The organism is Frankia sp. BMG5.60, assembly GCF_059428125.1.
On the sequence record NZ_CM182091.1, the window covers coordinates 94514 to 107682 of the forward strand.

Consider the following 13169-nt stretch of genomic DNA (forward strand, 5'->3'; position numbering starts at 1 on the left):
CCCGCCGGCTCTATCGACTTGACCTCAACCCGAGAGAAGGCCACCCACATGCCTGCGCCGCCATCACCGGAGCACCTCCGACGCCTACCTCTCGTCCTCGACCTGCCGACGGCGGCACCCTTGTTCGGCATCGGCCGTACCTTCGCCTACGAGCTGGCGCGCGCCGACGAGTTCCCCTGCCCGGTCCGCCGCTACGGCCGCCTCTACCGCGTCCGCACCGCCGACCTCCTCCACGCCCTCGGCCTCGAGGGCAACGGATGGACCGACTGGCAGCTCACGCGACTGCGCCGCCTCCCACCCGTCATCGATCTCCCCACCGCCGCGAAGCTGTTCGGACTCGGCCGGACCCTCGCCTACAACCTCGCCCGCACCGAGGAGTTCCCCTGCCCGGTCCGCCGCTACGGCCGCCTCTACCGCGTCCGCACCACCGACCTGCTGCACGCCCTCGGCCTGACCGGTCAGGAGGACCCGGCCGACCCGGACCCCCACCTCGCCGCGTCGGCCGGCGCGCTTCGTACCGCGCCGAGCGATGCGTGACGCCCTCACCTACGGTGGCCTCGCCGACGCCGCAGCCCGCATCGCCACCACGGCCGCCGCGAACCCGCCACGGCCCAGCGCCCGCGTCGGCGAGATCCTCGACCACGCCGCCGGCATCGGCCGGCTCCTCGCCACCGCCGGACGCCACGCCAAGTTCCTCGACGCCCCCTTCGGCGGCTCCGGCCGGTCCACGACCTTCGTCAACCGCCTCGTCACCGCAGCACTGATCGCCGACCAGCTCTACGCCCAGCCCACCCCTGGACGCACCCTCTGGCATCGAGCCGCCGACAACCTTGGCGCCGCCCACGACCTCCTCGCCTCCCACGTCGACCGCGCCGGCCGTCACCGCAGCCTCGACGCCGTCATCCTCGGCGACCCACTCGCCGTGCGCGGCGCGATGACCCGACTCACCGACATCACCCTCGCCGCCGCACTCACCGCACGAGCCCTCCCACCGCTGCTCGCACCGTTCCAGACCAACGTCCCCTCGGTCATCCCCGCCGCGCAGGTCCTCACCCGACTCGGCGCCCTCGCCGGCCCCATCCGGATGTCCCGAGAACGCCTCCACCCGACCGGGGACCACGCCCTCGACTCCGTCGGCCCGCTCCTCGGAGACCCCAGCGCACCGCCACTCGACCGCCACATCCACCACGTCCGACGGACGCTGCACCAACTCAGCCAACCCGACGCGCTCATCAGCCAGCAGGCCCTCCTCGGCTTCGCCAACCTCGCCATCGCGATCAGCGACCGGACCACGATCCTCACCCGCCGCGCCGCCGCCCTGACTCGCGGCCCCGACCGCGCCCGCCTCGATATCGCTGGCGAGCGGGCCGCCGATACCGGTCGCTCCTGGCGCGAGATCCGCCCCTTCCTCCTCGACACCACCTCCCGCGGAACCGACGGTCACCAGATTCCCCACCTGGCCCACACGACCAGCCGCCTGCTTGGCGCGAACACCCGAATCGGCAAGAACCCCGACGGCCGCGACCTCGCTCGCGCCCTAGACGTGACGCGCAGCGCAGCCCTTCTTCTCCCGGAAATCGCCGAACGCTGCGGACTCGCCGTCCAGACCCTCCTCGCCCATCAGGCCCTCTTCCGCCCCGCCGCCCCACCCGCCGGGAACACGACACTCGGCGACAACGAACAGACCTGGATCGTCGACACCTACCGCGCCGCCACCCGCCAGAGCGGATCCACCATCACCTACCTGCTCCGCCTTCCCGGCACCCACCCGCAGCATGCCCGTGCCCTGTACCTCGTCCAGCGCTACGCACCCGAAGGCGACTACGACCTCCTCGGCCTACACCACGCACACCCCGCAGTCGACGAAGCGCCCAAACCCAGCTGGCGCACTCCCGTCCTCAGGGAGGAAACAGACGGCATCCTCCGCCTCCACGACCCCCGCCACGGCACCCTGCAGGTCGACAACACCGCCCTCTCCGCCGCGGTCACTCGATCCCCACAGACCCTGCGCCGCATCCTCGCTGACCACCCCTGGCTCAACCTCGACGGCACCGAAACCCTCATCACCCTCGCCACCCTCGTCACCGCCTATGCCCCCGAAGCCCTCGAGACCCCCGCCACCGACCCGGAAACCGGTCCCCGCCGCGCGCCGTCCGCACCGGTGCTTGCCGGCCAGTCACCGATGCCCGTCGCCAGCCCGCAGCACCCCCACGCCGTCGAGCCGCCGAATCTCGCCCTTTGACGCCACCGGTCCGATGGTCGTGCAGGCCTCGTCGGCGGATCTCCAGAAGCCGCTTCATCGGCTTACTCGCTCCGGGAACTGACCCCACCTCGGCAGGCAGTTATGAGAGGGAGTCCGGACGCCCATCGACGCCGCGGCGCTGCGCGATGGCATCAAGCCCCGCCAGGAGTGCGGGCAGCTGCGGGCCACGATCGACGGCCACGATCAGGTTCGGTAGGGCGTCGGTGAGCAGGTAGGCGGACGCGTCTGTGCGGGCGACGAGGTTCCACCCGTCGCCCTCCACGCACAGCAGCCGCCCTGGCCCCCGACGCGGGGTAGGAGCGGACCCAGCCGCTCCGTGTCGGCGGCCTGCTCAGGTAGTGGCGGGCTGCGTCGAGTACCCGCTGCGCGACGGCGTCGCGGGCTCCTGCCGACCCCACAACGGGCAGGTCGAGATGGTCGAGGAAGGTGTCCCAGTGCGCGCGGATCGCGTGGGCGATCCGTCGGCGCCGCACTGCGGTCCACGGCAACGTCGGCGCGGGTTGGGCCGCTGTCCGGTGGGCCCAGAACTGCCGCCAGGCCGCCTGCACCGTGAGCGGCGCGCCCAGCTCGCCGTAGCGGTCGACGAGCCCGATCCAGTCACCGGCATCGATCCGTTCACGGCAGGCGTCGCACGCGTGCCAGCCGGCCCCGCCCCCCGACCTCCTCGCCGAGCACCTCGTGCTCCCCCCAGGAGCCCGCTCCCAGGAGGACGTCGACTTCGACGCCGGGGAAGATCCAGTCAGGATTTTGGTCGCCGCAGAACTGGCAGTGCGGGCCGGGATCGAACTCCTCGGGCCAGCCATCCCACACTTCCACCCACTGCCCGTCACCCGCTGGCGTGACCTCGGCCCAGCCGTCCTCGCTCGTCACGCCGACCCGGCCCGCATCCCGCGTGATGACGGTCAGGCGCGCGGCCGGCGAGGACACCAGGTTCAGCACGTAGCCGTCGTCGACTGGGGGTAGGTCGAGCGCGGCGCAGGCATCCGCGTAGCCACCGGCGAAGATCTCGGGCACCCGATCCGGCGCGACGACGGCGACCTTGAACGTCATCCATCCATCTTGCCAAATGTGGCCGTCAGGATACCTTCAGTGACAGTATGCGGCGCGTCGCGGACAGAGCCAGAACGTCATGGTCGTCACGACGACGCAGCGCCACCCCGCTCACGGTCGTCCGGCCCGAAGACGGACCGAGAGAAGCACGGCAACGTGCCGGGGGACCTCGGCATTCCAGTCATCGCCGGCATCTGGAAGACGTGCGCGGTCCGGCTCGCGAGCTCCGGTCCCGACCGTGGGCGCGGTGCCCGGGCGCAGCCGAAGGAGTGTCGCCGACCTCGGCCGCGTCGAGCTGCTGGTCTGGGACAACCAACCCATCGCCAGCAAGCTCGCCGACATCGCCTTCACCGTCCACCGGCTGCCCCGGCCCAACGGAACTCCGACTGCCGACGCAGAGGAACTTCTTCCCCGCCAGGATCGCGTCCGAGCCCCGGTCCCGCCCAATCTGCACCCGGGCGCGCACGATGGGCCCAGAAGTCAGGCGGTTGCCGCACTTGCCACCGGAATCGGCATCGCCACCCTACCTGTCAGCATGAGGTGAGTCAGGTAGCAGCTACCATCTTGTGACCGGGGCGGGGTTGGGAGAAGAAGATCGTGGTGGTGTCGGTGACGGCCAGGCGGGGCCTGGTCGATGATGGTCGGGTGGGAGATCGTGAGGCCGACCGGTCGCGGCCGGATCCGGAGGTCGAGCCGAAGGCGCGGCGGCGGTCGTTCTCGCCGGCGTACAAGCTGAGGATCCTGACCGAGTACGAGGCGGCGACCGGGCCGGGTGCGAAAGGCGCGATCCTGCGCCGAGAGAACCTGTATTCGGCGCATCTCGTGGAGTGGCGTAAGGCCCGCGACGCGGGGGCGTTGGCGGGTATGTCGAAGCCGAAGGGCCGGCCCGCGGTCGACGACCGGGACCGGGAGCTGGCGAAACTTCGGGTGGAGAAGGAACGGTTGGAAAAGGAGCTGGCGAAAGCCCGCTTCGTGATAGAAGTCCAGGGAAAAGTCTCCGAGCTCTTGGAGAAACTCTCCGAGGGCATGCCCGGGACCACCGACGACCCGAACTCGCCGACCAGGCGGAACGGATAATCGAGGACGGACTCGCCCGCCTCACCGAACAGGCCGGCGTGAGTACGGCGTCGGCGTGCGCGGCGTTGGGCCGGGCGCGGGCGACGCATTACCGCCGGCACCGGAAATCCCCCGCCCCGCCGCGGCCGGCGCCGATCCCGCACCGCCAGCGCCGGCAGCCCGCGGCGTTGTCACCGGCGGAGCGGGAGCGGGTGGTCGAGGTGCTGCACTCGGACCGGTTCGTCGATGCCGCCCCGGCGCAGGTCTGGGCGACCCTGCTCGACGAAGGGGTCTACCTGGCGTCGCAGCGCACGATGTACCGGCTGCTGGCCGAACGCGGTGAGACCGGTGAGCGCCGCCGCCTGGCGACGCACCCCGCCCACGTCAAACCCGAACTCGTCGCCGAGAAACCGAACTCCGTGTGGAGTTGGGATATCACGAAACTCCGCGGCCCGAAGAAATGGTCCTACTTCTACCTGTATGTGATCCTGGATGTGTACAGCCGTTATGTTGTCGGGTGGATGGTCGCTGACCGGGAATCCGCCACCCTCGCCGAGGATCTGATCATCGCCAGCTGTGAGAAGCAGCGGATCGATCGGAGTCAGCTGACGATCCACGCCGACCGGGGCACCTCGATGACCTCGAAGACCGTCGCGCTGCTCCTCGCTGACCTCGGCGTGACCCGTTCCCATTCCCGGCCCCGGGTGTCGAACGACAATCCCTACAGCGAGGCCCAGTTCAAAACGTTGAAGTACCGGCCCGACTTCCCGGGTTCCTTCGACACCATCCAGACCGCCCGCTCCTGGTGCCGGGCGTTCTTCGACCACTACAACAATGATCACCGTCACTCCGGGCTCGGGCTACTCACCCCGGCCGTCGTCCACCACGGCCAGGCGCCCGCGGTCCGCCGGGCCCGCGCTGCCGTCCTCGACACCGCCTACACCGCGCACCCCGAACGGTTCGTCCGCCCGCCAAGCCCACCGGCCATGCCCGAACCCGCCTGGATCAACCGACCCCAGAACGACGAAGACCAGACACCGGAGGCAGAGGCCGAGACCAGCTAATTTCCACAACATCCTGCCTCAAAGAGGTTGACAGGTTCCGCCAGCCGGACGTCGGACTTTTGCCGGGACTGCGCCGACTGACCGGACGGATGGGCGAGGTTCGGCGTCAGACGGTGTGAGAGGGCGACTACCGCCCACCACACCGAGAGGACTGGCAGTGGGGTACACCGACGACTACCTGACCACCATCCGCGGCAAGATTGCCGCTGACGACCGCACGCTGGCTGAGGCCCGTGACCGACTCGCTCTGATCCGTAAGATTGCGCTGGGCTTCCCCGGGGCGCTGCGCACCTACGCGTCCGGGTCTCTCGCCCAGTTCACCGTTAACGACCCGGTGACCGACGGCGACGGCGGTTTGGTCCTTAACCGCGTGCACTATCCGCGGCTTGGCCCGGAGGGCGGCGGGGAGACGCCCAACGACATCGTCGCTGACCTGTGTGCCCTCCTCGGTCCCGAGGTGCGCCAGATCTACCCGAAGGCTCGGTGCGGCACCTCGAAGCGGGGGCCGAAGATCACCTTTGGTGCGCCGATCAACGGCCAGGACCCCTCCGTCGACCTTGTCCTCGCCCTCACTCGCCGTAACGGTAACGGGCTGTGGATTCCGAACCTGGACATGGAACGCTGGGAGGCCTCCGACCCGGAGGCCCACGTCGCGCTGCTCAACGGCGACACGGTCGCGCTGCGTCGCACCCGACGCCGGGCCATCCGGCTGCTGAAGGCGTGGAACAAACAGTGGAGCAACCCCGCGTTCTCCTCCTTCCACCTTTCGGCCTTGGCGCTGGAGCACGTCACCTCTGGCATGGGCCTCGCTGCGGCGCTGTGCGAGATCTTCGACGGTGCGGCAACGTTCCTGGCAACCGGCTGCAACACCCCGGATCCGGCGGAGGTGTCCAGGCCGTTGAAGCTGATGAAGGGCGTGATGAAGTTGACCCGTTTCTGTTCACACCTGGGCTCTTTGGGATAATGGTCCCAGGGAGGAGTGCAGGTGTCGAGATCACAACCGCCGTACACGGAGGAGTTCCGCCGGCAGATGGTGGAACTTGTCCGGGCTGGCCGCTCACCCGAGGCGCTGGCCAAGGAATACGGCCCGTCGGGGCCGTCAATCCGTAACTGGGTACGCCAGGCCGAACAGGAGGAAGGCGCACGGGCCGACGGGCTGAGTGCCGCCGAGCGTGAGGAGTTGAAACGGCTCCGGAAGGAGAACCGGCAGCTCCGCGAGGAACGTGACATCCTCCGCAAGGCAACAATTTTCTTCGCGACGGAGACCGATCGGAGATGACGTTCGCTCTGATCGACGCGGAGAAAACACACCATGCAGTCTCCGTCCTGGCCCGCGTGCTCGGTGTGTCACGCGAGGGCTACTACGCCTGGCGTCGCCGCGGCGGCCTGTCCGCCCGCTCCGCCGAGGATCAGACCCTGACCACAAAGATCACCGCGGTGCATGCGGCGTCCCGGGCGACCTACGGCGCCCCACGGGTCCACGCCGACCTGGCCGCCGCCGGCGTGCGGACCAGCCGTAAGCGGGTCGCCCGGCTGATGAGACAGGCTGGCCTGCAAGGGGTCCACCGCCGCCGGCGGGTCAGCCTGACCCGCCGCGACCGGGCCGCCCATCTGCCGCCTGATCTGGTCGGACGTGACTTCACCGCCCCGGCCCCGAACCGGGTCTGGACCGCCGACGTCACCTACATCCCGACCGGGCAGGGCTGGCTCTACCTCGCGGTCGTCCTCGACCTGTACTCCCGCAGGATCGTCGGCTGGTCCATGGCAGACGAGCAGAAAACCCCGCTCGTCGCCGACGCGCTCACCATGGCACTCCGACACCGCCGTCCCGCCCCCGGCGTCATTCACCACTCCGACCAGGGCGGTCAATACGTTTCTCGAGAGTTCGCCAGGATCTGCGAGCGGCACCAGGTCCGGCGCTCCGTCGGAACCGCCGGCGACTGCTACGACAATGCAGTCACCGAGTCATTCTTCGCCACCCTCGAATGTGAACTTCTTGACCGCACCAGCTTCGCCACCCACGACCGGGCCCGGACCGCCATCTTCGACTTCATCGAAGGCTTCTACAACCGGCGACGCCGCCACTCCACCAACGGATATCTCAGCCCCCACGAACACGAAACCCGCTTCTACGAGTACCATGAAGCCGCATAGCCGTTCAAAGCCCTACCTGTGAACGAAACCGGGGCAGCTTCAGAGCGGGGCCAGCAGCGCGTGCACGTCCTTCAACGCACCCGACAAGCTGCCCTCGGCCAGGTCGAGCCCTTCCGCCGCCAGCGACCGGACGATCCGATGCAACGGCAGGCCCAGCACGTACTTCTCATACAGCAGCCGGGCCAGGAACCCGGCGGTGAACCGGCCCTTGCCGACCGGCTTCGGCGGCACCGGGGCGGTCACCGTCCGCGGCCCCGGACAGCCGCAACGGCGCCGGTACCGGCGTCGGCGGTGCACGACCCGGGTGACCGTCACCCGCCAGTCGACCTGCTCGCTGTCCTCGCTCCCCAACGGTTCGAACACCGCCCCGCACCCGGAACAGGCCCGCTCAGCGGCGGGCACGTCGTGGATTTCCTCACGGGTGTCCAGATGCGAGTAGTCCCGCCGCCCGTGCCCTTTGCTACCTTTACGCTGGCCGCGCTTCCCAGCCTGCCCGCTCGACGCCGGCCGCTCATCCGCTCCACCACCCGCGGCCGACGACGGGCCACTCTTCTCCGACGAACGACCGAACAGCATCCGGGACAGCACCGCGACCTGCCCGGACAACTCCTCGACCCGGGCCCGCAGCTCCTCGGCAGTAGCCTGCGCGCACTCGGCACTAGCCTCGGCAACCTCGGCACGAGCACGCCAGTACGCCACGTCGGCGTTTTCCACCGTCGGCGCGAGGGACACAGCGCCCAGCACACACCACCACCGACAGGAACCTCACGCGCCGACCCGGCATGTCGCGACAACATCTCCTCAACGTGCGGGCAGCGCGACCCTCGACCGACACCCGGTCATACGCCCGCCCAGTCAACATCCCACCCGTTCACCGAACATTTACCCGCGATCGCCGCCCCTTTCGCCTCCGAGACGAACTCGGCCGCGAATGTCGAAGCCGTGCGGTCGACCGAGACGATGATGTCATGGAAGTCGAGTGATCGACCGGTGATCGGATGCCATGCCTTGTAGATGTTACGGTGATCATGCCGAGGTGCGGCGGGTGGCGGTGTGGGCGAGCCAGGGAAGTGCGATGCCGGCGGCGAGGGCGGTGGGCTGGTGTGGGGTGAGGACCAGGGCGATCAGGGCGGTGAGTGCGAAGAAGACGTAGGCCACGCGGGGCGCGGCATGTGAGCGCCAGGCGGTGACCGCGAGGGCTGCGAAGCCGGCGGCGCCGACGATCATCTTGGGGAGGTAGGGCACGCTGGACTCCGCCGGGCCGAGGCCGCGTGATCACATGGTGGGGCCTGCTGGTCGAGGTTCGTCGAAGATCGCCGCTTCAGTGGCGTGCGGTCGGCGAACCGGGCCGGTGTGCGTGATCGGGCCTTGAACGGCACACCAGGCGACAGATACCGGCGGACCAGTGGAGGGCAGCGCCATGAGCGAACGACTGGCGATGGATTCTGTTCGGCGTCCGTTGCCGCTGCTGGACGACGAGAGCCGTCCATTCTGGGAAGAGGGCCGCGATGGGGCGCTTTCTTTCGTGTGCTGCCGGGCGTGCGGGGCGTTGCTGCATCCCCCCCGCAGCCCGTGTGCCGATACTACCGCTCCACCGATCTTGGCCGTCGCCAAGTACCAGGACGGGGTGTCGTCGCGGGCGTGACCGTGAACCACCCCACCAGATGTGGGACCCGCGGATGCCGCCGCCGTACGCGGTGGCCATCGTCGCGCCGGACGCCGAGCAGGCCGACCACTGACAGGTCGACCGACGGCGCGACCAGCGGGGCGACATATCCGGGGACCCCGAGCCGCAACGCCAGCAGCCACACGTTCCCGAACGCGAGCAGGAAACTCTGACCGACAATCCCGCCCATGATCACGGTCGCCCCGCGAGCCGCCGCCCCCGGCCTGGCAGCCGGCCGAAGCGTATCCGTCGTGACGCGACTTTCGATATGATTCGTTGTGTACTCGCCGGTCAGCGCGCTCATCGGTCGTACCCCTGCCGACCTGCGAGAACGAGGTCATCGGAGAGGGTGACCAGTGGTGGGGTAATGGTTCGAGTCCCCCCTCCGACACGTACCTTTCGTCTACGCGGTGGCGATCGGGTCGAGGCTCGATCGGCGTGCCGGTGCCGCGTCGGCTGCGGCGAGCCCGAGCCATGGCGTCCGCGGTTGCCCTTGATCGTCACGGGGATGGCGATGTCTACATCGGTGTCGATCCGATGTGCTGAATCGCTGCGGTGTGGTCGTTGATGTCGGTTATGGTGACAGCGGCGATGTCATCGCTGCCGACACTGTCGAGCCATGCAGTGTTCCTCACACGGGCCTGGCGATCCCTCCGGCCGTTCGCCGTCCCTCGTTGAATCTGCGAGCGGCCGGGGCCGGCATCCGTATCCAGTTGCCGTGGTTCCAGTGGAAGACAGTCCTGCGCTCAGTGCTTTGACCAGGCAGGAGAGTGGCGGCGAGGTCCGACAGGGTCCGACGAGCCGGCCGGCGAGGCCTGTCCAAGGGAAGAAGCAGCCGGCCCGGACGGATCAGCGGGTCTTGCTGACTCTCGAGCAGGTGCTTGGTGAGCTTGGTGGGCCTGAGGGGCCGTTGCCGCGGTCGAGTTGGTACGACTGGCAGCGTAAGGGGACCGGGCCGAAGGTCATCAAGTTGCCGAACGGGCAGATCCGGGTCGCGCGGGACGATCTGAATGCCTGGCTCGACGGCCTGACTCGCGACCCGGGCCGATGAGCACCGGCGCTCCTGGTGGGTCCGCTGGGAACGGCGGCCCCGGCGGGGATGGGGCGGACCCGCAGACGTCGTTCGATGTTCGGGTGTGGGCCGTTCGTGAGGTGAAGGGGAAGAAGCGGTCGACGTGGCAGGCCCGGTGGTGGGTCGCCGGGCGCCCCTCGGAGAATTCCCGCTCGTTTGTCACGAAGGGGGCGGCTGAGGCGCGTCGGGCGGAGATTTTCGCCGCAGTGAAGAAGGGGGAGGCGTTCGACGTCACGACCGGGCTGCCGGTGCGGGAGGTGTTCGCCCAGCGAGCCGCTGAGCCGCCCCCGGTGCCGCGCACGTGGCTTGAGGTGGCTCGGGGGTTCACCGATGCGAAGTGGGAGGAGCGGCAGGCTCCCGGTAGCCGGCGTTCGATCGCGCAGGGACTTGGGATTGCCACGGAGGCCCTTTTCGATGCTCCCGTGCCGGCGGAGTTCGCGGGGCTTGTTCGTGAGGCCCTGGCGGGCTGGTCGTTCAACACCGGCGCGCGTTCCGTCCCGGGTCGGGACGGCCGCAGACGTGAGGCGACGCCGCCTGCTGGTTGGGTGGGGGTGCTGGACTGGATGGAGCAACATAGCCGGCCGGTCACGGACCTGGCGGACCCAGAGATCACCCGCGCGGTCGTCGCAGCATTGTCTCGGAGAATGGACGGCCGACCGGCAGCGGGGAACACCATTGTGCGCCGCCGGCAGATCTTCGAGATGGCAGTCAAATATGCCGTGGCGCGTGGTGACCTGGACGCCAATCCGCTCGTGGGTCTCGACTGGAGGCCGCCGCGCAAGCTTGTTGCAGTCGATCGGCGCGTCGTCATTAACGCCGATCAAGCACGCCGCCTGTTCGCGGCCGTCGTGGAGAATGCCCCGGATCTCGAAGCCTTCTACGCCACGATCTACCACGCCGCGCTCAGACCCGGCGAACTCCAGGAACTGCGTCTCGACCAGCTGACGCTGCCGGCGTCCGGCTGGGGTGAGGCACTCGTGGACGCGAACAATCCTGAGATCTCGCCTCGCTGGTCCGATGCTCCGGAGGGACCGCGCCAGCCTCGCGAGCTCAAGCACCGGGCGAAAGGAGAAGTAAGGCCGGTGCCGTTGAACCCGCCGCTGGTCGCGATCCTGCGCCGCCATATCGACACGTTCGGGGTGACCGCCGATGGTCGGTTGTTCCGGTCGGGAAAGGACGGGCCGGTGAAGGCGATCCGGTACCTCGCGAGGTGGCGGCAGGCCCGCGAGATCGCGCTCACGCCAGCCGAGCAGGCATCGCCGCTGGCGCGACGGCCCTACGACCTGCGGCACGCCGCCGTGTCCGGCTGGCTGAACGCCGGCGTCCCCGTCACTCAGGTTGCGGAGTGGGCGGGCCACTCCGTGCGGGTGTGCCTGCTCGTCTACGCGAGGTGCATCTCCGGTGGAGACGAGGCCGCCCGGCGGCGGATCGACGCGGCGTTGGCCGCCGAGAGCGAGACGCCCGAGGTCTCGCCGGCTCCGGAGCCGACGGATTCTCATCCGCGCCCTATCCGCAGCCAGCCGGAAACGACCGGATCGGGCCGGACACCGCCGGACATCGCCCCGGCCCCGACCGAACCGCCGACCGGACCCGAATTGGAGCTGTGACCAGCGAAAACAGCTTCTGATCAGGAGCGGGCGAGGTGGCGGCTGATCACCATGCGCTGGATCTGGTTGGTTCCTTCGAAGATTTGCATGATTTTGGCTTCGCGCATATAGCGCTCGACGGGGTAGTCCTTGGTGTAGCCGGCGCCGCCGAAGACCTGGACGGCGTCCTCGGTGACCTTCATGACGGCGTCGGTCGCGACGAGCTTGGCGATGCTCGCGGCCTTGCCGGCGGGCAGCCCGGCGTCGCGGCGGCGGGCCGCGGCCAGGGTCGTCGCCCGGGCCGACTCGACGGCTGCGGCCATGTCGGCGAGCAGGAAGCCGAGGCCCTGATGGTCGATGATCGCCTTGCCGAACGCCTGGCGCTCCTTGGCGTAGGCGACCGCGTCGTCGAGGGCGCGCTGCGCCAGGCCGACCGCGGCGGCGGCGATGCCGAGCCGGCCGGCGTCCAGGGCCGACAGCGCGATCCGCAGGCCGTTGCCCTCCGTGCCGATCAGGCGGTCGGCGGGCACGGGGGCCTCGTCGAAGCCGATCTGCGTCGTCGGGGAGGCCGTCAGGCCCATCTTGCGCTCGGGCGGGTGGACGTCCATGCCGGCGGTGCCGGCGTCGACGAGGAAGCAGGAGATGCCCCCGGAGCGGTCCGCCGAGGTGCGGGCGAAAACGGTGTAGAAGTCGGCGGCGCCGCCGTGCGTCACCCACGCCTTCGTCCCGGACAGCCGGTAACCGCCGTCGGGGTCGGGACGGGCGGCCGTCGTCATCGCGGCCGGGTCGGAGCCGGCGTGCGGCTCGGACAGGCAGTAGGCGCCGAGCAGCTTGCCCGACAGCAGTCGGGGCAGCAGGGCGGCGCGCTGGTCGTCGGTGCCGTGGTAGGCCAGCGGGAAGCAGCTCAGGCTGTGCACGCTCACCCCGACGGCGACCGACGCCGAGCGGTAGGCGATCTCCTCCAGCGCCTGCAGGTAGACCTCGTAGGGCTGGCCGCCGCCGCCGAACTCCTCCGGGTAGGGCAGGGCGAGCAGGCCGGCGTCGCCCAGGATCGTGAAGACCTCGCGGGGGAAGCGGGCCTGCGCCTCGTCGTCGACGACGCGCGGCTCGATCTCCTTCTCGCCGATCGTGCGGACAAGGTCGATCAGCTCGCCGGCCTCGGGGGAGGGGAGTAGGCGGTCGGCCGGCATGGCGTGCCTCCAGGGATGTCACCGAGGAACCGGGGCGTCGCCGACGCGCGTGCCGTGCGACGGAGACG

Annotated in this window: 14 protein-coding genes; 8 read left to right on the forward strand and 6 right to left on the reverse strand. The window is 69.6% G+C overall.

Annotated elements, in window-relative coordinates:
• Positions 1–48 precede the first annotated feature (48 nt).
• Both AC5R91_RS00380 and AC5R91_RS00385 read left to right on the forward strand, forming a co-directional pair.
• Entirely contained in the window at positions 49–537 is a 489-nt protein-coding gene (locus tag AC5R91_RS00380; RefSeq protein ID WP_495395051.1) for a helix-turn-helix transcriptional regulator, read from the forward strand.
• The gene (locus AC5R91_RS00385; RefSeq protein WP_495395052.1) at positions 530–2242 is read left to right on the forward strand and encodes a hypothetical protein; all 1713 of its coding nucleotides are present in this window, start codon (positions 530–532) and stop codon (positions 2240–2242) included. The genes AC5R91_RS00380 and AC5R91_RS00385 overlap by 8 nt, the downstream gene beginning before the upstream one ends.
• 100 nt (positions 2243–2342) lie before the next feature.
• Here the strand turns inward: AC5R91_RS00385 and AC5R91_RS00390 are convergent, their stop codons facing one another.
• Positions 2343–2525, reverse strand: a complete 183-nt coding sequence (locus AC5R91_RS00390) for a hypothetical protein (RefSeq protein ID WP_495395053.1) — start codon at positions 2523–2525, stop codon at positions 2343–2345.
• Between the two features lie 353 nt (positions 2526–2878).
• Positions 2879–3313: a hypothetical protein gene (locus tag AC5R91_RS00395; RefSeq protein ID WP_495395054.1), complete on the reverse strand. Its 435-nt coding sequence runs from the start codon at positions 3311–3313 to the stop codon at positions 2879–2881.
• 645 nt (positions 3314–3958) lie between these two features.
• On the opposite strand from AC5R91_RS00395, the gene AC5R91_RS00400 reads away from it, so the two are divergent.
• From AC5R91_RS00400 to AC5R91_RS00410, 3 genes are all read left to right on the forward strand, one after another.
• Positions 3959–5433, forward strand: a protein-coding gene (locus AC5R91_RS00400; RefSeq protein ID WP_495392209.1) for an IS3 family transposase whose coding sequence is annotated in 2 segments (ribosomal slippage) — positions 3959–4387 and positions 4390–5433 — 1473 coding nt in all. Because the reading frame shifts where the segments join, the coding sequence is not laid out codon by codon here.
• 157 nt (positions 5434–5590) lie between these two features.
• On the forward strand, positions 5591–6397 hold the full coding sequence (locus AC5R91_RS00405; protein WP_495395055.1) for a hypothetical protein: 807 nt from the start codon (positions 5591–5593) through the stop codon (positions 6395–6397).
• A 21-nt stretch (positions 6398–6418) separates the two neighbouring features.
• A protein-coding gene (locus AC5R91_RS00410; RefSeq protein ID WP_495392244.1) for an IS3 family transposase occupies positions 6419–7587 on the forward strand; the annotation gives its coding sequence in 2 pieces (ribosomal slippage) (positions 6419–6677 and positions 6677–7587; 1170 coding nt in all).
• Positions 7588–7626: 39 nt separating this feature from the next.
• On the opposite strand, the gene AC5R91_RS00415 is transcribed toward AC5R91_RS00410, so the two are convergent.
• The gene (locus tag AC5R91_RS00415; protein ID WP_495395056.1) at positions 7627–8331 is read right to left on the reverse strand and encodes an IS66 family transposase; all 705 of its coding nucleotides are present in this window, start codon (positions 8329–8331) and stop codon (positions 7627–7629) included.
• 282 nt (positions 8332–8613) lie between these two features.
• On the reverse strand, positions 8614–8832 hold the full coding sequence (locus AC5R91_RS00420; RefSeq protein ID WP_261574774.1) for a hypothetical protein: 219 nt from the start codon (positions 8830–8832) through the stop codon (positions 8614–8616).
• A gap of 193 nt (positions 8833–9025) precedes the next feature.
• On the opposite strand from AC5R91_RS00420, the gene AC5R91_RS00425 reads away from it, so the two are divergent.
• The gene (locus tag AC5R91_RS00425; RefSeq protein WP_261574778.1) at positions 9026–9232 is read left to right on the forward strand and encodes a zinc ribbon domain-containing protein; all 207 of its coding nucleotides are present in this window, start codon (positions 9026–9028) and stop codon (positions 9230–9232) included.
• Here AC5R91_RS00425 and AC5R91_RS00430 read toward each other — a convergent pair.
• Positions 9171–9557 (reverse strand): hypothetical protein, encoded by a 387-nt coding sequence (locus AC5R91_RS00430; protein WP_495395057.1) that lies wholly within the window; start codon positions 9555–9557, stop codon positions 9171–9173. The genes AC5R91_RS00425 and AC5R91_RS00430 overlap by 62 nt on opposite strands.
• Before the next feature lie 555 nt (positions 9558–10112).
• On the opposite strand from AC5R91_RS00430, the gene AC5R91_RS00435 reads away from it, so the two are divergent.
• Positions 10113–10304, forward strand: a complete 192-nt coding sequence (locus tag AC5R91_RS00435; RefSeq protein WP_495395058.1) for a helix-turn-helix transcriptional regulator — start codon at positions 10113–10115, stop codon at positions 10302–10304.
• A 269-nt stretch (positions 10305–10573) separates the two neighbouring features.
• Positions 10574–11932, forward strand: a complete 1359-nt coding sequence (locus AC5R91_RS00440) for a tyrosine-type recombinase/integrase (RefSeq protein ID WP_495395059.1) — start codon at positions 10574–10576, stop codon at positions 11930–11932.
• Between the two features lie 20 nt (positions 11933–11952).
• On the opposite strand, the gene AC5R91_RS00445 is transcribed toward AC5R91_RS00440, so the two are convergent.
• Positions 11953–13101, reverse strand: coding sequence for an acyl-CoA dehydrogenase family protein (locus AC5R91_RS00445; RefSeq protein ID WP_495395060.1), 1149 nt, complete (start codon positions 13099–13101; stop codon positions 11953–11955).
• Positions 13102–13169 lie beyond the last annotated feature (68 nt).